The 19,449-nt window shown below is 45.5% G+C and carries 19 protein-coding genes; 12 read left to right on the top strand and 7 right to left on the bottom strand.

What is annotated here, in order from left to right; all coding sequences use genetic code 11:
- The first annotated feature begins 135 nt into the window (after nucleotides 1–135).
- Nucleotides 136–333 carry a YqzE family protein gene (locus tag NST47_RS26495; protein WP_341157810.1) on the top strand — a complete coding sequence of 66 codons (198 nt, stop codon included), beginning with the start codon at nucleotides 136–138 and terminating at the stop codon, nucleotides 331–333.
- A gap of 183 nt (nucleotides 334–516) precedes the next feature.
- On the opposite strand, the gene NST47_RS26490 is transcribed toward NST47_RS26495, so the two are convergent.
- The 3 genes from NST47_RS26490 to NST47_RS26480 all read right to left on the bottom strand — a co-directional run bounded on the left by NST47_RS26490 (nucleotide 517) and on the right by NST47_RS26480 (nucleotide 4,435).
- The gene (locus tag NST47_RS26490) at nucleotides 517–1,449 is read right to left on the bottom strand and encodes a hypothetical protein (protein WP_341157809.1); all 933 of its coding nucleotides are present in this window, start codon (nucleotides 1,447–1,449) and stop codon (nucleotides 517–519) included.
- Between the two features lie 158 nt (nucleotides 1,450–1,607).
- Entirely contained in the window at nucleotides 1,608–2,642 is a 1,035-nt protein-coding gene (locus tag NST47_RS26485; RefSeq protein WP_341157808.1) for a YqhG family protein, read from the bottom strand.
- Nucleotides 2,639–4,435: a DEAD/DEAH box helicase gene (locus NST47_RS26480; protein WP_341157807.1), complete on the bottom strand. Its 1,797-nt coding sequence runs from the start codon at nucleotides 4,433–4,435 to the stop codon at nucleotides 2,639–2,641. The genes NST47_RS26485 and NST47_RS26480 overlap by 4 nt, the downstream gene beginning before the upstream one ends.
- 155 nt (nucleotides 4,436–4,590) lie before the next feature.
- Here NST47_RS26480 and NST47_RS26475 point away from each other — a divergent pair, with 155 nt between their 5' ends.
- On the top strand, nucleotides 4,591–5,436 hold the full coding sequence (locus tag NST47_RS26475; protein ID WP_076229247.1) for a lipoate--protein ligase family protein: 846 nt from the start codon (nucleotides 4,591–4,593) through the stop codon (nucleotides 5,434–5,436).
- Nucleotides 5,437–5,530: 94 nt separating this feature from the next.
- Here NST47_RS26475 and dat read toward each other — a convergent pair whose 3' ends face one another.
- The gene (gene dat, locus NST47_RS26470; RefSeq protein ID WP_341157806.1) at nucleotides 5,531–6,364 is read right to left on the bottom strand and encodes a D-amino-acid transaminase; all 834 of its coding nucleotides are present in this window, start codon (nucleotides 6,362–6,364) and stop codon (nucleotides 5,531–5,533) included.
- Nucleotides 6,365–6,677: 313 nt separating this feature from the next.
- Here dat and NST47_RS26465 point away from each other — a divergent pair, with 313 nt between their 5' ends.
- The 6 genes from NST47_RS26465 to NST47_RS26440 all read left to right on the top strand — a co-directional run bounded on the left by NST47_RS26465 (nucleotide 6,678) and on the right by NST47_RS26440 (nucleotide 13,109).
- The gene (locus tag NST47_RS26465) at nucleotides 6,678–9,335 is read left to right on the top strand and encodes an adenosylcobalamin-dependent ribonucleoside-diphosphate reductase (RefSeq protein WP_341157805.1); all 2,658 of its coding nucleotides are present in this window, start codon (nucleotides 6,678–6,680) and stop codon (nucleotides 9,333–9,335) included.
- A gap of 442 nt (nucleotides 9,336–9,777) precedes the next feature.
- Nucleotides 9,778–9,900, top strand: coding sequence for a hypothetical protein (locus NST47_RS26460; protein WP_341157804.1), 123 nt, complete (start codon nucleotides 9,778–9,780; stop codon nucleotides 9,898–9,900).
- A 423-nt stretch (nucleotides 9,901–10,323) separates the two neighbouring features.
- Nucleotides 10,324–11,091, top strand: coding sequence for an alpha/beta fold hydrolase (locus NST47_RS26455; protein WP_341157803.1), 768 nt, complete (start codon nucleotides 10,324–10,326; stop codon nucleotides 11,089–11,091).
- Between the two features lie 18 nt (nucleotides 11,092–11,109).
- The gene (locus NST47_RS26450) at nucleotides 11,110–11,511 is read left to right on the top strand and encodes a nucleoside 2-deoxyribosyltransferase (RefSeq protein ID WP_341157802.1); all 402 of its coding nucleotides are present in this window, start codon (nucleotides 11,110–11,112) and stop codon (nucleotides 11,509–11,511) included.
- A 265-nt stretch (nucleotides 11,512–11,776) separates the two neighbouring features.
- Nucleotides 11,777–12,454 carry an HAD family hydrolase gene (locus tag NST47_RS26445; protein WP_341157801.1) on the top strand — a complete coding sequence of 226 codons (678 nt, stop codon included), beginning with the start codon at nucleotides 11,777–11,779 and terminating at the stop codon, nucleotides 12,452–12,454.
- 133 nt (nucleotides 12,455–12,587) lie between these two features.
- Complete coding sequence (locus NST47_RS26440) at nucleotides 12,588–13,109, top strand: AAA family ATPase (protein ID WP_341157800.1); 522 nt, start codon at nucleotides 12,588–12,590, stop codon at nucleotides 13,107–13,109.
- 12 nt (nucleotides 13,110–13,121) lie between these two features.
- On the opposite strand, the gene NST47_RS26435 is transcribed toward NST47_RS26440, so the two are convergent.
- The gene (locus tag NST47_RS26435) at nucleotides 13,122–14,024 is read right to left on the bottom strand and encodes a LysR family transcriptional regulator (protein WP_341157799.1); all 903 of its coding nucleotides are present in this window, start codon (nucleotides 14,022–14,024) and stop codon (nucleotides 13,122–13,124) included.
- A 195-nt stretch (nucleotides 14,025–14,219) separates the two neighbouring features.
- Between NST47_RS26435 and NST47_RS26430 the strand changes: the two genes are divergently transcribed.
- Both NST47_RS26430 and NST47_RS26425 read left to right on the top strand, forming a co-directional pair.
- Complete coding sequence (locus NST47_RS26430) at nucleotides 14,220–14,687, top strand: DinB family protein (protein WP_341157798.1); 468 nt, start codon at nucleotides 14,220–14,222, stop codon at nucleotides 14,685–14,687.
- A 73-nt stretch (nucleotides 14,688–14,760) separates the two neighbouring features.
- Nucleotides 14,761–15,165 (top strand): nuclear transport factor 2 family protein, encoded by a 405-nt coding sequence (locus NST47_RS26425; protein ID WP_341157797.1) that lies wholly within the window; start codon nucleotides 14,761–14,763, stop codon nucleotides 15,163–15,165.
- 181 nt (nucleotides 15,166–15,346) lie between these two features.
- Here the strand turns inward: NST47_RS26425 and NST47_RS26420 are convergent, their stop codons facing one another.
- A complete protein-coding gene (locus tag NST47_RS26420; RefSeq protein WP_341157796.1) occupies nucleotides 15,347–16,672 on the bottom strand; it encodes a DUF455 family protein in 1,326 nt (441 codons plus the stop codon).
- A 136-nt stretch (nucleotides 16,673–16,808) separates the two neighbouring features.
- Between NST47_RS26420 and NST47_RS26415 the strand changes: the two genes are divergently transcribed.
- Nucleotides 16,809–17,726: an AraC family transcriptional regulator gene (locus NST47_RS26415; protein ID WP_341157795.1), complete on the top strand. Its 918-nt coding sequence runs from the start codon at nucleotides 16,809–16,811 to the stop codon at nucleotides 17,724–17,726.
- 202 nt (nucleotides 17,727–17,928) lie between these two features.
- Here NST47_RS26415 and NST47_RS26410 read toward each other — a convergent pair whose 3' ends face one another.
- Entirely contained in the window at nucleotides 17,929–18,813 is an 885-nt protein-coding gene (locus NST47_RS26410; RefSeq protein ID WP_341157794.1) for an SDR family oxidoreductase, read from the bottom strand.
- Between the two features lie 102 nt (nucleotides 18,814–18,915).
- Between NST47_RS26410 and NST47_RS26405 the strand changes: the two genes are divergently transcribed.
- Nucleotides 18,916–19,305 carry a MerR family transcriptional regulator gene (locus NST47_RS26405; RefSeq protein WP_341157793.1) on the top strand — a complete coding sequence of 130 codons (390 nt, stop codon included), beginning with the start codon at nucleotides 18,916–18,918 and terminating at the stop codon, nucleotides 19,303–19,305.
- The last annotated feature ends 144 nt before the right edge of the window (nucleotides 19,306–19,449 follow it).

The raw sequence follows: 19,449 nt of genomic DNA, 5'->3' as shown, positions 1-19,449 counted from the left end.
GCTCTTTACTCTGGCAGCTTTAGGGTGTCAGCAAATCCATGCAGTGTTGGAATCTTATATCAGGATGATCCCTTTCTTGAGAGGTTTGCAAACAGACGATCACGGTTACACTTGAAATATGGGGGTGACTGAGGTTTGGCACAGGGTGATGAATGGGTCACATACGTTACAGAGAAGCTGCTGGATTATGTGGAAACCCCAAGAAAAATTCGCAAGCAAACAAGAGCTATTCACCGAAAGGTCCGTGAGCCTTGGCCGTATCGTTGGTTTGGAATGGTACCTTATGCAATAGCCATGTGGCTCAAAGGGCTGCTTAATAAGAAAAGCTTCTGATCGAAGTCTATTCGAGGAAGATACATCCGTGTTTTAAATGTAGCTTTTCTTGCAATATCAGAATGTTCAGCTCCGCTGAACATTCTGATATTATAAAAAATGAAAAGCTTCTTGCCATCTTGATCGACTGGAAAGTCGATTACAGCAGGTAGGAAGCTTTTCTATATAGAGGAGGAGAACAACCTAAGGGGAGGATCGGAAAAGGTTCCCAGATTGGGATAAGAAGGAGTAGGGAATCGCACGATGCCCATCCTGTTCCAGCAGTAGAAACGCTTCATTATTGGACCATTGATGGAAGCCGATAACCGCGGCTACCATGCGTATTTTGGTTTGGTAAAGCTCTGTCGTGTAAGTTAGCTTTCGCTGCTGCTGAAGCTCACCTTGAAGCTCAGTAAAGGATGAAAAGCTTGCGGGTACACCTTGTATCCAAGGAAGCTTCTCATAGGGATCAAAGGAAGGAATTGCCTGTCTCTGCTTTATCGTATGCTCGGAAAGCAAGGAAGTGTCAGCAGCGTTTGCTTGATCGGTATTTTTCTGAAGCAGGTCAAGCTGACCAATGGGCAAGGATTCTCCGGTGATGGCATCCAGGTAATAATAAGTACCACCAGATTCTACAATCCATAGGGCATATAAAGGATTCACGTACCAAGGCTGGACCGTATAAGTGCTATGTATAAGTTCGAGCTGTACCAGTGAACGGTACAGAGTTTGCAGGCTGAACAGCGGCTTCCCGCCGCTGCCGTATTCGGTAAGCTGGTACTTGTTGGGATTAGCCGGATCGGCAGCGTGAATGACCATATAGCCAGCATCACGACCATCAGATTGTATGAGGACAATCCAGCCGTGTGTTCCGGGTCCGAGTGAGTAGCCCGACCAGGTTGCCTGCTTCCACGCGCTGTAGCCTGGTTCAGCTGACAGCTGCTTCATCCATTGCTGGACAGCTTCCATGAAGGAAGGTGCCTGCACAATACTATTGGAATCAGGCGGGGTCTGCATGGCAGCGGGTACAGGCACAGTCTGGGCAGCTAGCGGCAATGCGGCCGACGAGAGTGAAGATGGGAGTGAAAGGCTTGTCCATAGCAGTACAGAAATGACCCATAGTTTTGCTTTATCCATAAATTCACCTGCTTTCTAGATGTCCTCGTGATATTCGACATCTCCTGTTGCTTCGCTATGCATCTATTGTACTGAATATGTGTTAATTATTTTGTTACAACCTGTATCTCAAATAAACAAAGTTTGTTACTTATTTTGCTGTCACGTAGCACAATACGTCATCTACTGTGTATGCCCACTGTTTGTAAATGAAAAAGACCGCAGTTGATGACGGATATCATGATGCGCGGCCGATACTGCCATTCGATTTCCTGTCTCCGGTTCGTATACTGCTGTTCAATATCTGACTTGTGCTCAAGCTCGGTGCTCTGGATTAAGGGCTTGTAGTAGCTGTCAATCCGGTCGATTTCCTCCTGCAAGCGGCTGCCTGCTTCTTCTGCCCATCGATGATCATATCCTCGCAGCAGCTGTTCCAGGTGCTGCTCCAGATACAGGACAGCGCGTGCCAATGTAATGGTATCCGGATTCAGAAATACGTGTGCAGGTAAGCGAGGTGTTAGCTGTCTGGTTAGCAGCAGCTCTTGAAATTGTCTGCGAATTTCGCCAGTACCCAAATGAATGCCCAGTGAATGGATCTCGCTTCGCTTCATATCACAGGCCAACTCTACCTTGAAATTAACTTGCAGCCAGTTCTCATAGGCCGAAGTAGTACGTGATTTGGGTTGATCCGGTATGAACTGCTCATACAGGTGAACAAATTTACCTTTACTGCGGACAACATCAAATAGCTGCAGCAAGCGACGACTCCCGAAGGTGACCTCATCCTTAGGAATCCTTGCGGTGATCTGTGTGGGGACAAATCCAAAATATCGCCCAAGGATGCTGTCCGGCTGTGACTGTGGTTGTGGCGATACGGGACTGCCAGTTGATGGTTCTGCAGCTGTTGCGGGTAGGGATACCCCGCCAGAAGTGACATATCCGGCAACGGCCTGCGGTTGTTGATTCGCAGTTGGTTGTACAGACTGGGTTACTGCCTTGTGGGCATCGGGATCAAAGATAAAGGTGCAAGTCATGGTCTCCGGTACAACTCCGGTTCGCTCCACAAAGCTCCAATAATAAGGGCGGAAGGTAAGCTCCTTATCAGCCGATGGGGAAAGCTTGGCGGTGACATAAGCCGGATGCCTTTCGATAATATCGCACTTCTCGGCTTGCAGGAAACGCATAACGAACCGTTCAATCTGCTCAGGTTTCATGGAAGCACCTCCGTGTCGTGGATGATCGGTTGTCCTAAGGCATCCAGGATCAAGGTAAGCGGAGCTGCATCCTGCACCTGCTGAAGGGTCTCATTACGAATAGACGAGATCGAGTGTCCCAGTTCGTCTATGTTACGACGAATCTCCTCATCGCTGCGGGAGGTTAATATCATTTTGGCCAGATGGGTTTCCAGCGTTTGCGTTTTGTCAAAGCGCTCCAATATCGTATCCAGCTCACCGATTACGAGCTCGAACATGTTGATTTTTTCATGAAGCAGCGACAAAATATATTGTTCTATCGTTCCTTCTGTGGCCAAATTGTAGATATGCACATCATGTGTCTGACCAAGCCGATGCACACGCCCTATTCGCTGCTCAACCCGCATTGGATTCCATGGCAAATCGAAGTTGATCATATTATGGCAAAACTGCAGATTGATCCCTTCACCGCCTGCCTCCGTAGCGACAAGCACCTGTGCCCGATTGCGAAACAGATCCATCATCCAATCCTTTTTGCCGCGATTCATCCCGCCTCTGTAAGGCACTGCAGAGAAACCGTGCTCCTTTAAATAGTGCATCAAATATTCCTGTGAAGCGCGATACTCGGTGAAAATAATGACCTTATCGTTGATCTCCTTGATGAGCTCGATAACGGCCTCTGCCTTCGTATTTGCCTTGATGCTGCGGATCAGCTCGATCAGCTCCCAAATTCGGGGCCGTGCGGGGGAATCCTCAGGTGTTTTTTTGAACATGTTCACAAGTGTAAGGAATACGGCATCACGACTGCTGCACACCTCTCTTTGAAGCGTTACCAGTGATAAAGCACTGCTGAAGTCGCCACCTGAATCCTCAAACCGTCCTTTTACGAATGCAGTCACGCCCTCGTAAAGCGCCTGCTCCTGCGGTGACAGCTTTAATGTCAGGTTCCGGACAACTCGCTTTGTAAAATGAATATTGCCGTCACTGCGGCGATTGCGAATCATTACCTTGGACAGCTCATGCTGAAGCTGATCTTCGTTTTTGGGAATGCGTTTATCGACTACGTAATTGCTCTGAAAGCTGCTTTGTCCGCCTAATTGACCTGGCTTCAGCAGGGTGATGAGGTTGTAGAGCTCCTTCAGATCGTTTTGCACGGGAGTTGCGGTCAGCAGCAGGCAATATTTTTTGCGCAGCTCAGTAACGAACTGGTAATTGGTCGTCTTTTTGTTCTTAAGCTTGTGAGCTTCATCAATTATGAGCATGTCGTATTCGAGACCGAGTACGATGTCCCGATGCGGGTCCCGTTTGGCGGTGTCCATCGATGCGACGACAATGTCGGCCTGCTCCCACATGTAGGCTTTTTTGTGGGCAACCGCAGGGATTGCAAATTTCTGGTTCAGCTCACGAACCCATTGCAGTACAAGAGAGGCTGGTACCAGAATGAGCACTTTTTTGACGAGACCTCTGATGATATACTCTTTTAAAATGAGACCAGCTTCGATGGTTTTACCCAATCCGACCTCATCGGCAAGAATCGCACGGCCGCGCATCTCGGTCAGCACTTTTTTGGCGGTATCGATTTGATGGCTCATTGGAGTCACATTCTGAATATGCACAAGGCATTGCAGCTCGTCAAAGCTCGAAATCAGGCTGGCCTGTTCAGCTTCATAGGCAAGCTGGTACAGTGTCCAATCATCCCAGGGCCCGTTGCGCATCGCTTTCGTGTGCAGTTCTTCAAACCAGTCACGTCCAAAATGCAGCTGGACATGGTCGTTAAAGGGACGTATATATTCGTTAGGGCCGGATGGTTGCACAGGTAGTGTCTCCTTTCATGCTTCTCGTTCGGAAGAACCTTGGTAGAAGGCTAGCATTACGTAGTAGTATGGACGAAAAGAAGCACTTTCATAACTAGTTCGGATGCATTATGATAGTGGGTAGCACTAAATAAAGCTCAAGAGGAGGCAGGAATATGACGAAGCAATGGCGGTTTCTTTCATCAGGCAGGCAGCATCCTGCTTATAATATGGCAGTGGATGAAGCAATATTGACGGCTCATAGTGAAGGTAAGGTGCCGCCAACGGTACGATTCTATGGCTGGGATCCGGCTACGCTGTCGATTGGTTATTTCCAACGGGCAGCCGAGGAAATCAATTTCGAGCAATTAAAGCAGGAAGGTTTGGGATTCGTTCGACGTCCGACGGGAGGGCGCGCGGTGCTGCATGATCAGGAGTTGACCTATAGTATAATTGTGGCTGAGAATTATCCGGGAATTCCACGAAGTGTGACTGAGGCCTACCGGGTTCTGAGTGAGGGGCTTGTGCTTGGCTTTCGCAAGCTGGGGCTGGATGCCGAAATGGTACAGCTGGCAAGTGAAGACGATAAGCGCAAATATGAGTCGATGGGGTCAGCGGCTTGTTTTGATTCTCCATCCTGGTACGAGCTGGTTGTCGAGGGACGTAAAATTGCAGGCAGTGCGCAAACGAGGCAAAAGCAGGTAGTGCTGCAGCATGGATCTATTTTGCTGGATATGGATGTGGATCAGCTATTTCGGGTGCTGTTATTCAGAAGCGAGCGATTGCAGGAGCGGCTGCGGCAGCAATTTGTACATAAAGCGGTAGCGATCAATGATCTGTGTCGCGATCTTGGAAGGGCTGTTGTAGCATTGCCTGAAGTGGAGGATGCTTTTCGAATCGGTTTGGCCGAAGGCTTGGGAGTTGAGCTGGTGGAAGAGGGGTTAACGGATTACGAGATAGCATTGGCCGAGCAGCTAATGGCAGACAAATACGCTAATGAAACATGGAACCTCCGGAGATAATATGCTTCGGAGGTTTTTTTGTATTATTTCTAGCAAAAGCTGTTTTAAATATACAAGGTTCAGGGTAAATACAAGATTAGAAGTTATTAAAATCCTAAGCAAGTCCGATGTGCTTTCTGAAAGCTTGCTGCAGTTGACGCGTGATCGGTCCAGGCAAGCCTTGAGCAATATGGACATTATCTATGGATATCACAGGGGTGATTTCAACGGTGGTTCCGGTTATAAAAGCTTCCTCTGCGAGCTTTAATTCATCTAATAGGAATGGAGTTTCGTGTACCACCAGTTGAAGCTGTAGGGCCAGCTTCAGGACGACATCGCGGGTAATTCCATGCAGAATCAGGTTGTTCGCCGGATGGGTCCACAGCTCTCCATTCTTAATGAGCATGAAGTTGGAGGCGCTGCATTCCGTAATGGTTCCATTCCGATGCCAAATAACTTCTTCAGCCCCACGGTCCAGAGCATCCTGCTTGGCCATTACATTGGGTAGTAGATTCAATGTCTTCAGATCACAGCGAAGCCAGCGAATATCGTCAGCAGTTACCGCGGTTATCCCTTGATCCATCTTATGCATAGGGCGCTGCATCTCCGTGGTGAACGCCATCAGGACAGGCTCGGGTTGACTCGGAAAAGGATGTGAGCGCAGGGCACTGCCTCGTGTTACTTGTATGTAGACAGTACCTTCCTGCAGATGGTTAAGTTGAATGAGCTCGATCAGCTTTTCATGAAGCTCCTTGATGCTGTATGGCAGGGAAATACGGACATCTGCTGCGCTTTTTTCCAGTCTGCGGTAATGCCCTTCGGCTTCAAACAGCTCTCCGTTATAGACGCGGAATACCTCATAGATTCCATCTCCAAAATAGTATCCGCGATCATCGGGCGAGATGGCTACTTCTGTTTTTGGTACAAATTGATCTTGATATAAATACAATTGAATGCCTCCTAGCAAATGGGAACATGTGTTTGATTGTCTGGGCGTAATATGGTAAATTAGAAATAACGCTTCCCGCAACGGAATAACCGGAATTATCCTTATGAATAGGGTATCAAGGAGATAGGCAGAAGTCAACGAATGAAAAACCTCGATAGAAAGAGAAAAATTAAGCAAAAGCCGCCGCATCTTGTCCTAACTGCTGTATTTCGTCATCACCCTATTAGAAAAACTACATATAGTGAACTATAATGATTCATACATACTACATATTGTGTTTTAATTGCATCTAATTCCTCGGGAGGTTATTACTTTGAATAAAATCGAAAGCTCCAGACTCCATGGTTTAAGTGAAAAAATCTTTCTTGACCGCTATGCCTTGAAAAATGCGGATACGAGCCTGACTCAAGTCGGTGATACCGTGCTGGTTCTGACCAAGGATGATCCCAAATTTCCAGCTAAGGAAGTTGGAGAGGTGGTTAGCAGGAACGGCAACCAGGTAAAGGTGAAGCTCCGTAATGGAGAGCTGGTCGATTCGACTGTAGAAAAGCTTACCTTAACTATCGAGAAAACGCCGGAGCAAATGTGGGACCGTCTCGCATCGGCAATGGCTTCTGTAGAAGCAACTCCCGAAAAAAAGACAGAGTGGACCGAGAAATTCAGAGCCTTATTGGACGATTGGAAGCTAGTGCCCGGTGGACGTATTGCTGCCGGCGCTGATGCCAGCGATGAGCTTACCTTGTTCAATTGCTATGTCATACCTTCTCCCCATGACAGCCGGGGCGGCATTATGGTTACGTTATCGGAGATGACTGAAATCATGGCACGAGGCGGGGGTGTCGGCATTAATTTGTCGTCATTGCGTCCACGGCGTTCGATCGTCAAAGGTGTCAACGGATCATCGAGCGGAGCCGTCTCCTGGGGAGGATTATTTAGTTATGCTACGGGTCTCATCGAGCAGGGAGGCAGTCGCAGAGGGGCTTTAATGCTGATGATGAATGATTGGCATCCAGATGTAGTCGATTTTATTACGGTAAAACAGACGATGGGACAGATTACGAACGCCAATCTATCCGTATGCGTCAGCAACGGTTTTATGAAGGCCGTTAAGGAGGATCTGGATTGGCAGTTGGTTTACCCGGACACGAATGACCCTGATTACGATACCGTCTGGAATGGCGATCTGGATAAATGGAAAAAGCTCGGTAAGCAGGTTCATGTGCAGCGTACGGTCAAGGCGCGTGAAATATGGCACACTATCATGGAATCTGCTTGGAAATCGGCAGAGCCAGGTGTTGTTTTCATGGAATATTACAACCAGATGTCGAACAGCTGGTATTTTAATCCGATCATTTGTACAAATCCATGCGGTGAGCAAGGGCTGCCAGCCTGGGGTGTATGCAATCTGTCAGCAATCAATCTTTCCAAGTTTTATGATGAGCAGAAGCAGGATGTCGATTGGGCTGAACTGGGTAAAGTCGTGCGTCATTCCACACGATTCCTCGACAATGTCATCGATAAGACCCCTTATCATTTTGAAGAAAATCGAATTAATCAGCAGGGAGAACGTCGTGTAGGTCTGGGTACGATGGGATTAGCTGAATTGATGATCAAGCTGCAAATTCGTTATGGAAGCCCGGAATCGTTGCTGTTTCTGGATCAGCTGTACGGTTTTATGGCCAAGGAAGCCTATTTGGCTTCAGCCGACATTGCTGCGGAAAAGGGCAGCTTCGAGCGCTTCGAGGCCGAGCCCTTTCTGCAAAGCGGGTTCATGAAGACGATGACCAGCGTTTATCCCGAGGTGGGAACGGCGATTCAACAAAAAGGCATGCGCAACGTGACTGTAATTACGCAGGCCCCAACAGGAAGTACAGGTACAATGGTTGGTACTTCGACTGGAATTGAGCCTTATTTTGCATTCGAATACTACAGGCAAAGCCGGCTTGGGTTTGACAAGCAATTGGTGCCGATAGCCCAGGAATGGAAGGATGCTCATACCGAAGAGGAGCTTCCGGATTATTTTGTAACCTCCATGGATTTGTCAGCTGAAGACCATATCAGGGTCCAGGCCGCGATACAGAAATGGGTGGACAGCTCGATTTCCAAAACAGCAAATTGTCCGGCGGACTTTACACTAGAGGAAACGAAACGCCTGTATGAGCTTGCCTTTGATTTGGGCTGCAAGGGTGTAACGATATACCGCGATGGAAGTCGTGACGTGCAGGTGCTTTCAACGGATAAGAAGGAAGAGAGCAAGGTGGCCTTAGGTGAGAAGGAAGCGATTGTGCAGGGAGACCAAGCAAATGTAGAACAAGCGCAACCGGACAAAGTGCAACCAGACCAATCAAAACAGCAAGAGAAAGACAAAGTGGCGGCTGGAAGTTCTATCGAGGTTGAGAAGTCCCATGCGGCATACGCACCAACCACAAGCAGTGGGGTTGTGGATAAACAGTATAAAAGCCGTCCGCAGGTACTGCGCGGCGCAACCTATAAGTACAACACTCCATTCGGTATGGCTTACATTACGATTAACGAAATGAATGGCTCACCGAGCGAAGTATTCCTGAACGTTGGGAAGGCAGGGTCCGACGTATTTGCGATGTCGGAGGCTCTTGGACGAGTCTGCTCGCTATTCTTGCGTTATGGTGACCATGGGAATAAAGTCCAGCTGTTAACGAAGCATTTGAAGGGTATAGGTGGATCAGGTGCAATCGGCTTTGGCCCTAATCGAGTGGAATCTATTGCTGATGCAGTGGCTCAGGCATTGGAGATGCACGGAAGTACCCCGAACGAAGCTGATGCTTATGTAACGGCAACGCAGGAAGTCATTATGGAGACGACTGCACAATATGCAGTCAATCGGAACTCAGCAATCTCGCTGGATCTATGTCCATCATGCGGCTCAGCCTCACTCATTAATAGTGAAGGCTGCAAAAATTGCAGCAACTGCGGGTACGGGAGATGTAATTGAATATATAGGTTTGTAACGTGACAGGAATGGGTGAAATTCCAAAATTCGTTGGAAAGTTTTTATGCACATGGGCCAATAATGAAAATATACAAGTACCTAGGCTTTTTATCCTCAGCCTAGGTATTTTTTGTATTACTCAAATAATTTTTCAATTAATTCACCTCAAGCAAAATGCATATAATAAAGATGCTTAAAATCTTTAATTGATGAAAGTGAATGACACATTGAAGTATTCAAAGCCACAAATTCTGCTCTTATTCTACCAAGCCTGTTCGTGTACACATACTTGCCGAAAAGGCTATCAACTGCATTTTTATCCAAAAATCTTAATTAAGCTTGTTAAAATGGGTATGGATGCTTCTGCATCAGATTTTTGTGCTTTTAATAAAGATATAAAATATCTTTAATATCAACAATTAAATTATTTTAGAAGTAGGGTCTTATGAAAAAGAATTTATTTAATCAAGGTGATTGGAAGTCTGCATGGAATGATGATCCTAACATTCCTTTTGCCGAGAAAGGAGCACATATTACAGCTATCGAACCTCTCCTGACTTGGCTATGATGCTAGAAAATAACGCAGCAAACTATTCAGTACAAGTGGAGATAATCCGAAAAACTTTTGAAGAAATTGTAATAAATAAATCGTACGATCTCGTTTTTGCATCGATGTGTCCAGCTATGAAGAATTGGGATAAAGCTTATCAGCTTTATCTGACCAAAGGCTATCAGACCGATCCAGACGAACATCCTCCTTTCTATGCGGAGAAGTTACGGTCGTGGATACAGGATAACGTTTAGATTAATAAGCAAACAGAACGCGCTTGCGGGCATGGTCTGACTACTACGTTATGGGCACTTTTCTATAATAATTTATTATTTAGATGGATTATTATGGTATTATAATACAGGAACATACGATCTTATTGTAGAAAGGATGAGCTTACCATAAATTAAAAATTTGTTCATTTAAGGGAGGTTAAGCCGGATGCCATACTTACAGCTTAAAGATTTAGAGATGTATTATGAAAAAATGGGTGTTGGTGACCCGATTATATTTTTGCATAGCCATTTTTCAAGGGGAATCTTAGCTTTTGCAAGTCAAATGCTGGATTTTCAAAAGAACTACACTTGTTATTTTCCGGATTTCAGAGGTCATGGTCGTACTAGGTGCGAAAGCCTTGAGTGGTGTACACCTCAGTTAGCAGATGATATTTTACACTTCATGGATGCTCTGGATATCCCCAAAGCACATCTTATTGGTTATAGTTGTGGTTCAAATGTTGCACTGTACTGTGCCGTGAAAGAACGCCAAAGAATAGCGACACTTACGACTATAGGGACTAGCGGATTTGCGGACTCGAAGGGAGCAGATGATTATGAACCAGAACGTCTTATAAAATATGAGCGATATGATATGATAAACCAAATGATTGAACGACATGAAGAAGCACATCTAGGTAACTGGCAAGAGTTTATGCGGCAAAGTGCAAAGGATTGGCGTCTTTACCCCCAACTTACTAAAGAACAACTGAGCAATATATCTTGTCCAGCATTTTTTATTTCAGGGGAATATGACGAATTTGCTGGTGAAGAAAGAATCAAACTATTGAGTTCCTTAGTAAAAGGTTCAACCTATTTTGTTGTTTCGGGCGGAAGCCATAGACCTCATATGATAAGAGAATATCCGACATTGGTAAACGATGCGATTCTTCAATTTTTGAAGATGCATCCCATATTAGTTAATTCCAAGTAAACTGATTGGGGACAGCATATGAAATTTTACATAGCATCCAGTTTCAAAAACGCCAATAATGTTCGAGGTGTTGCAGAGGATTTGAAATCACGTGGGTTTACACAGACTTACGATTGGACTACGCACTCAAAGGTGGATTCTATATCGAAACTCCGTGAGATTGGAAATGAGGAAATGGCAGGAGTCTTGAATGCAGATGTTGTAATTGTAATGATGCCTGCGGGTAAAGGCAGCCATGTGGAGTTAGGAATAGCTCTAGGATCAAAAAAGAAAATATACTTATACTCCCCGACACATGAAATCAACGATATTGGAACGACAAGTACATTTTATCATCTAGATGAAGTCGAACAGTGTATCGGTTCGTTGGAGGATCTGATATTGACTATTTCTAAGAAAGATGAGAATAGTAGGTTCTGAACATTTTGTTTGGGTGGTTTTCCCTCGGAGTGGATTACAGTTAGACGACTTTTAAGTCGGTAAAGGATCTAAAGATAGGACACATACATTGTGATGAATTGGTCAAACAAGGAGTAAAGAAAGAAAATACTCCTGATATTGACTTATTGTACATCGGACAAATTTAAAGCATTTTGTTGGAAAAATTGTTTTTATTTAATTTATTATATGTGATAAAGTTTCATAGAGTAATAGATTCACATAGTTGATGGGGAGTGGGGTCTAGATGGTAAAGGCTGTTTTCTTTGATTTGTTTGAGACACTCATAACAGAAAGGGAAAATGGGAGGACTATAGAGTTTGGTACTCCAGACAGCGTTTCTCCTGGACCGTCTTTAGGGATTAGTGAAGAATTATTTGAACGGGAATGGGTTGCCAGAAGACCAGGAAGGATGAATGGATACTTCGAAGATTATTTCATGGTATTGAAAGACATTTGTGATACGCTGAATATTGATGTCGATGATGAAATCCTTCATTCACTTAATAAAAAACGAGTATCCACGAAGCTGTTACTCTATCGTCAAATTGAACCAAATGTGCTTAAGCTGCTCGAAGAATTAAAGCGAAGAGATATCCAAATTGGATTAATTAGTAACTGCTCACCTGAAGAAGTTCATGGTCTTTTTAATAGCGCTTTGGTAAATTATATTGATGAGCTTGTACTTTCTTGCCAAGTCAAATGTTCTAAGCCACACAAAGAAATTTACACGTTGGCTTGCGATCGACTCAAAGTAGAGCCTTCTGAATCTATATTTATTGGTGATGGAGGTGCAAACGAACTGGTGGGTGCAACAAACGCAGGTATTAAGGCTTATCGTGCGACTTGGTTTATAAATAGAGGAACTAAAGCTGATGAATTTCAGCAAATTGCAGAACCCTTGCATGTTGTAGACCTAATCTAAAAAAGATTAGGTCTTTATTTACTATAAATGTAAATTATAAAATTAGTTATAATTAAAAAGGCTCTTTTTGTAGTTTGATAATGTATTTAGAATAAAATAAGCATGTATATTATCATAAAAGGTGGAACATTAAATGGTTGGTGAAGTTAATTCAATATCAAAGCAAAAGGTGCCCCTATTTATTGTAACAGGTTCTAGTGGATCGGGGAAAACCTACGTTATTAACGAATTGCGAAAAATATTACCGAATTTTAATATCTTTGATATCGATAATCTCCGTGAGTTAGGCATTACAGACGAGCAACAAATACGAAATGTTTGGCTTCGGGTTGCGCGAAATACAGCTGAAAGTGGACGGATGACTATAATATGTGGAACAGCAATGACTTGGGATATTGAAAAATGTATTGATTTTCCTTATTTTAAACATGTATATTATCTGAATTTACATTGTGATGATGAGACTCGTGAAAAGCGATTACGTGAAAGAAATTGGCCAGATGAAATGATTCAAGACTACAAGAAATTTGCAAAATGGTTGCTTGAAAATGCGGATAAGGAATATATCCCCTCAATGCCGATTGTTGATACTACGGTTGCCGACGTAACTGATATAGCAGCTCAAATAAAAAAATGGGTTCTTCAATACGCTTGAACTCTCCCCTATCTATGAAGACTTCGCATGATTGATAGCGGTCTCGATATAGGCTCTCAAAGTTTTGATGAACGTGCGCATGGCGTATCCGACATATCTGTCGCTGCGGTAGATCAGACAAATGTCCTGAGAAGGCGTAGGATTTCTCAGATGCACAACTTTGATATCTGTATGGTGAAGATTATCCAGCAGCAATCGCGGCAGAACACAGCTACCAACTCCGCTCTGTACCATCTGGAGGAGGGAGGATAATGTTGTCGTCACCATATGCGGCTGCAGGGTAAATCCGTTGTCCATACAAAAGCGGTCGATCAGCTTGCGGCATTGATGGTCGGGTGGGAACATCACCATCTTCAAGGCTTGCAGCCTGTTCAAGGGGATGAAGTTCTCCGCAGCAAGGGGGTCCTTCATACTTACCGCCAATGAGAACTCCTCGTGAAACAGAGGGATTGACGTGAGACGTTCATCGATAACAGGTCCAATGGTTACGCCTACATCAATGCTTCGGTCCAGAACTTGTTCTGTTACTTTCATGGTTTCCAGAAGGGACAGCGAGATGGTTGGATAAGTCTGATGGAAATTCAATAGCAGGGCATTAAACATGAGATCCGCATCACCGGGCAAGACGCCGATGGATAGCGATCCGCCTTGCATCTGCTTCAGGTCAGCAATGGCGTCGCTCGCTTGCTGTAGATGTCCGAACACGGCAGCTCCATGTTGATGAAGTATCGCTCCGGCATCTGTAAGGACAATTGTTTTTCCCACACGATCAAACAACAGAACCCCTAATTCTTCTTCCAATCTCCGTATCTGCTGGCTGATGTTGGGTGCGCTGACTCCCATTTTTTCTGCTGCTCTCGTGAAGTGAAGCTCTTCACAAATCGCCATAAAATACTGTAGTTGTTTTAGCTCCATGGCTCACACCTGCTTTCAATAGCATCGCTGAATGCATGTTCAATGATTATTGTCACTCCATCTTCTTTATCTGTCAATAATAATCGTTAACTTATACTTAACGTTCCGGTAATGTCCACTGCATTGATGGAAAGCTCCAGGAGACCTATACTTGGAACATATCAAGCGCTTCTCATTACAAAGGAGGAAATCAACATGTCTGAAATGATTATCAACACGGCAGTAACTGTACGTCAAGTGGTACTGCAGCAGGTGCAGGCTATCCAAGAGGAATTATTCGACATTCAAACGGCAGGCTTCAACAATACCATTCGTTGGAATGTTGGTCATATGATTTATTGGATGGATCAGTATTCTAGCCTAAGCTTCAACTCTCCGTCGGCCATACCGGGCTCGTATGATAAGCTGTTTAACTCTGGGACAAAGCCCTTGGACTGGACATTTGCTCCGCCATCGAAGGAAGAGTTAGTCGAGATGTTAACGGCCCAGCTTTCACACTTATCTGAGCTGACACCTGAAATGCTGGGCGAGAAGCTTTCAACTCCGTATGCTTTGGGACCGTTCCAATTCAACACCGCTGGCGAGTTGTTCAACTTCGCTCTGATTCACGAAGCCATTCACCTTGGAACGATATCGAGCCAGCTAAAGGTTCTGTCGCACTAACCAATGAAAAGCAAGGGTCCTTTTTTATGGTACATCAACAAATAAGACAATATTTTTTTAGGAGGGTGCTCTCATGGAAAAATCCGTAGGCTCAGTCCCATCCCGAACTTGCGAAGTGTTTGATGCTTTTAAACAGGCTTTCGAAACAGGGCATACAGTCGATTTTCTTAAGAAGGTTACGGAAGGCTTTCATTTCATCGTTCCGCTTCCGCTAGAGGGGTGGAATCACGAGCAGCAAGGCAAAGAGCGGTTCGAGGAATTGATCAGGTTCGAGCGTTCAGTATTGCAGGTGCAGCTGACTCCGCTCATCGTGCTTGAGAATGAGGACAACGGAATGGTGGTATTTCGCGCGGAAGGCTCGTTAAATGGGCGGCCTTATCGTAATGAGCTTGCGGTCATTTTCGAGTTCGAGGCAGAGCAGGTCCGCTCCTTCCGCGAATATGTAGGCATGCCGTTAAAAAACTACGAGGCCTCATAATAGCTACTACTATCATGAACGGAAATCTCATGCCTTTGCCCCTCATCCACGCACTAAAAGCTGTCGGAAGCTTCCGACAGCTTTTAGTCATTCCAATTTACTTATTACGTGAGATTTGCAGACCACACTTTGAATGTTCAATTTTTTTAAAAACATAGCGAGTGTATGAATTCCCATCTTATTATAGCTTGTCAAAAACTAGATTCTTGAATTCGATTTTGCCGCAGAAAGCAAAGTGCGTAATGCTTTTGCGTTCTTCCTCGCTGAGCTTCCCGAGATCGCTACCTTCTGCGGCTCCAGCAAACCGTCGGTCCATAATGCCCCGCACGATTTCGTCTAAGCTTTGTTCATTTTCAAATCGATGCTTGTAAAGCAAGGGTGTCCACTTTTTACCGAACTTTACATGTGTTCGCTCGTCGACGATATCGATCTCGGCAGTCATGCCGGATATCATATCGGATTTAGCGTAAAAGCTGTCCATTGATTTCTTTTTACGGCTGAACGAACACGATTCGCCAAACATCGTCAATTCCGCATAGAATTGCTCCAGCTCTTGAATCGCATCTTCGGCAAAAGGAATAGGGAATTGCTTGATGTCGTAGCCCATTTGTTCTAGCCTACGAACGCCCATCTGATGGTGGCGACTCTCGTCCCAGATATGGCGGCTGAAATCGACGTAAAATTCAAAGGGCATGTCGTCCAGTCCATAAAAAACATAACACATTGGATCGACAACCTGAATTTCCGTCATATAGTGCCACATGAATACTTTCAGGTTGTCGCGCACAGGTTCCGGTGGATTTGCGAAGTCTCCCTTTATCAACCAGTCGGGCATCGTTCTTTTCTTTGGTGCGGGTCCATAGGATTCCACATTTGGCTTGGTCGGTTTGGAAATAGCGCCCAAATCTGCACGTCCATCTGTGCCGTTCAGGTGTCTGACGTATTCGCGTGCGTATTTGCGCCATCTCGTTACGCTTTCAAGAATGGCTGGATCTTTCACAGAATCATGGATCAGGCGTTTGGCCCATTCGATCTGATCGCGTTTTTTCGGCAGCAGCTCAGCGATTAGCTCTAATGTCGGTGCGTCAAAGATCGGGTCGAGTGATTCGGTAAGTCGTTCCAATGCGTGGACGATATCTGTCTTAACCTCAAGATACCAGCCTGCCAGAAACGCATAGAAGTTGTCTGCTGCGGATACATCCTGTAGAAACTTCTGAATTTGAGGTGTAGGAATATGGATCTTGGTGTTTGCGGCAAGCTCTTCCTTGCGGCCAAGAAGACGATTCGCACAGGTCATATCTATCCACATGTGTCGGCTTAGCTCGGATTTCCATCCCAGTTCCTTAGCTGCGGGAACCCAGCCGGCAATAAGTCGGGCAGAAGCCCAATCCAGAAAAATAAAACGATTCAAAAGTGAGATTTGTTCCGGCACACGCATCCAGTAATCCCCAAGTTTATTGCGTAATTCTTGCGATTCAAATCTCTCGATTTCAAATTGGACAGTCATTTGCACGCCATCCCTTCATCGTGATTTTTAGTTTAACTTCACTGTTACCATTGTATAATGAAGGTAGGAAAATAAACTTGGTGGATTTAACGAACGAATTGGCGAATCCGACAGATTAAGGAGTGAGCGAGAAGTCGTGGCAGATTTGTACAAAAACGATAAGTTTTTAGAAAGCAAGGATTTTCTCTTTCATGCCGCTCCTTATCAAATTGAGAGCAACAAGACGATTCCTCCGCACACGCACGAGTTCGTGGAACTCGCAATCATTACCCAGGGTGAGGGAGAGCACGAATACGAAGGGGAATTGTTTCCGATATCGCAAGGGGACGTTTTCATCATCGAGCCGGGGAAGGAACATGCCTACCGCGTTGGAGAGAACCAGCAATTAAAGGTAGTTAATGTGTTATTCGTGCCTTCGCTTTTGATCGGGGAGCTCAAGGCATTGTCGAACGTGACTTCGTTTATCGAGTTCTACTACATGGAACCATTCCTGCGGTCTAACGTATCCTTTCAATGCAAATTGACATTGAACTTGAAGCAGCAGTTCGAGCTTCGTGAGTTGATGGATCGGCTCATTGATGAATACAAATCCAAAGAAAGTGGCTATCGTTTCCTCATTAAGACCAAGTTAATTGAGATTTTCATAACTCTAAGCCGAATATACGAGAAAAACAAGCAAAAGCCGCTTTCCTCCATCGCAAGCGACAATGAAATGATCGAACGGGTCTGTCAATTCATCGAGTTACGCCACGCCAGTCCGTTGACGCTTGAGCAAGTGAGCTCGATGGCAGGCATGAGCCAAAGTAAATTCACCGCGCTGTTCCGCGGGGTAGTAGGTAAGACATTTTTGGAATATCGCAACGATATTCGCATTCGGTTTGCTAAGCGTCTACTGGAGACGACTGATGACAAAATCATTCATGTCGCCAAGGAAATCGGCTTCGATGATCTTAGTCATTTTAACCGACTGTTCAAGCAAATGGTCGGTGTGTCGCCTGGAACATACCGTCGAAAGGCGGTCACGGAACATACTGTGAGCGATCGGTTTATATAAAGGGGATACCTTTTACGCTTATTAACTCGCATCTCATCGCAAGCTTGAAGCCCCTGAAAGATTACAACAAACTCAAACCCCTTAGTGAAGAAACAAATGAACAAAATTTAGATAGGCTCTGATCGCTTTTGAATAGGTTTTTGAAATGAAGGACCCTACACAACGATGAAGGAGCTGCTTCAACAGCTCCTTCGGTGGGCGTTCAGCCATGGAAGTAGTGACCTTCTTCGAGATCCGGGATCAGCCCGGGGTGCACCGGCCGCCAGCCCAGGCGTTCTTGAGTCAGGGCGCTCGATGTCGGATTGTCGGCAGATGCGGCGAAGGAAAGCCAACCAAAGTGGGCGTCTGCCTCCTCGCGGGGAATGCTGACGACCGGCAGGTTCAGGTGGCGACCAATGATGCCGGCAATGTCGCGGAATGGAACACCCTCATCACCGACCCCGTGAAGTCGGGAGCCCGCTGGCGCGCCTTCCACTGCTAGTCTGAACAGACGCGCCGCATCGAGGCGATGGACGGCCGGCCAACGGTTGGACCCGTCGCCGATGTAAGCAGAGACGCCCTTGTCACGAGCAATGCCGATCAACCATGGGATGAAGCCATGATCACCTGGACCATGCACGGACGGTGCAAGACGCACGACCGATGATCGAACCCCGCGTGCAGCCAGTGCAAGCGCCACCTCCTCGGATCGGCGCGGCGTAGCTGAGATCGGCGTGTCCTCTTCCGTCCCTAGGCGTCCCGATGTGAGCATAAGAGTCCCCGAGGTGCCCACGAATGGTTTGTCAGAGCCCTCGAGTGCTGCTCCCATCGCTTCGATCGCCAGTCTATCGATCTCGGCGGCCGCTGCAAAGTTCGAGAAGTCGTGAATGAAGGCCAGGTGAATAACACCGTCCGTTGCTAAGGTGCCTCTACGAAGGGCGTCGAGGTCATCGAGGGCACCGCGATGCACTTCGGCACCAACCGCCGTCAAGGATGCTGCGGCTGTGTCCGAGCGGGCAAGTCCGACGACTTGATGCCCTGCCTCGATGAGCTCATGAACAACCGCAGATCCAATGAATCCGGTTGCCCCGGTGACAAAAATACGCATAATGAATTCCTCCCACTATCAAATGATTACTTACATGTGTAATGATAAAGTATAGAGTGCACTCGATAGCAATACAGTTCGAATCAATGCTATAATAAAAATATGGAAAACAAATTTTCGAGCAAACAAGCTTCTGTTGAAACGGGATTAAGCATTCACACATTGCGATACTATGAGCTAATCGGGTTAATTAGCGATATAGAACGGGACGCAAATGGATATCGTCAGTATTCAGAGTCCGATATCGCATGGTTTCAAGTTTTAAGTTACTTTCGAGCCATGGGGATGCCGATTCGGGAGATGCAGGACTTTATTGCCTTGCCCAATAGTGAAGTTTCCACAATAACAGCACGGCGAGAATTTATGGAAACCTATCGCAGGAAAGTTATCGATCAAATGAAGGAGCTTGAAAAGACGCTGGAGAAAATCGATCTTAAAATCAGTTTTTTCAAAAATCTAGAGACCTCAGATAAAATACAACAGGACAGATAATAAAACAGAGATCATAACGTGTTCATATCTGTTTTGATTTTTAGAGACATCAGATTTACTTCAGGTGCTTTTGCCAGATGTGATTCATACATTTTTAAAAAGATGCAGCGCTTTAATTATTGGATATTAGCATGTAGATGAATT

It is taken from the genome of Paenibacillus sp. FSL H8-0034 (assembly GCF_038000305.1).
In the GTDB taxonomy this organism is placed as follows: Bacteria; Bacillota; Bacilli; order Paenibacillales; family NBRC-103111; genus Paenibacillus_S.
This window is presented reverse-complemented; position numbering and strand designations above follow the sequence as displayed.

Coding starts and splice junctions, on each gene's coding strand:
- NST47_RS26490 (WP_341157809.1), bottom strand. CDS start 1,449: ATGGATAAAGCAAAACTATGGGTCATTTCTGTACTGCTATGGACAAGC.
- NST47_RS26485 (WP_341157808.1), bottom strand. CDS start 2,642: ATGAAACCTGAGCAGATTGAACGGTTCGTTATGCGTTTCCTGCAAGCC.
- NST47_RS26475 (WP_076229247.1), top strand. CDS start 4,591: ATGACGAAGCAATGGCGGTTTCTTTCATCAGGCAGGCAGCATCCTGCT.
- NST47_RS26460 (WP_341157804.1), top strand. CDS start 9,778: ATGAAAAAGAATTTATTTAATCAAGGTGATTGGAAGTCTGCATGGAAT.
- NST47_RS26455 (WP_341157803.1), top strand. CDS start 10,324: ATGCCATACTTACAGCTTAAAGATTTAGAGATGTATTATGAAAAAATG.
- NST47_RS26450 (WP_341157802.1), top strand. CDS start 11,110: ATGAAATTTTACATAGCATCCAGTTTCAAAAACGCCAATAATGTTCGA.
- NST47_RS26445 (WP_341157801.1), top strand. CDS start 11,777: ATGGTAAAGGCTGTTTTCTTTGATTTGTTTGAGACACTCATAACAGAA.
- NST47_RS26440 (WP_341157800.1), top strand. CDS start 12,588: ATGGTTGGTGAAGTTAATTCAATATCAAAGCAAAAGGTGCCCCTATTT.
- NST47_RS26435 (WP_341157799.1), bottom strand. CDS start 14,024: ATGGAGCTAAAACAACTACAGTATTTTATGGCGATTTGTGAAGAGCTT.
- NST47_RS26430 (WP_341157798.1), top strand. CDS start 14,220: ATGTCTGAAATGATTATCAACACGGCAGTAACTGTACGTCAAGTGGTA.
- NST47_RS26425 (WP_341157797.1), top strand. CDS start 14,761: ATGGAAAAATCCGTAGGCTCAGTCCCATCCCGAACTTGCGAAGTGTTT.
- NST47_RS26420 (WP_341157796.1), bottom strand. CDS start 16,672: ATGACTGTCCAATTTGAAATCGAGAGATTTGAATCGCAAGAATTACGC.
- NST47_RS26410 (WP_341157794.1), bottom strand. CDS start 18,813: ATGCGTATTTTTGTCACCGGGGCAACCGGATTCATTGGATCTGCGGTT.
- NST47_RS26405 (WP_341157793.1), top strand. CDS start 18,916: ATGGAAAACAAATTTTCGAGCAAACAAGCTTCTGTTGAAACGGGATTA.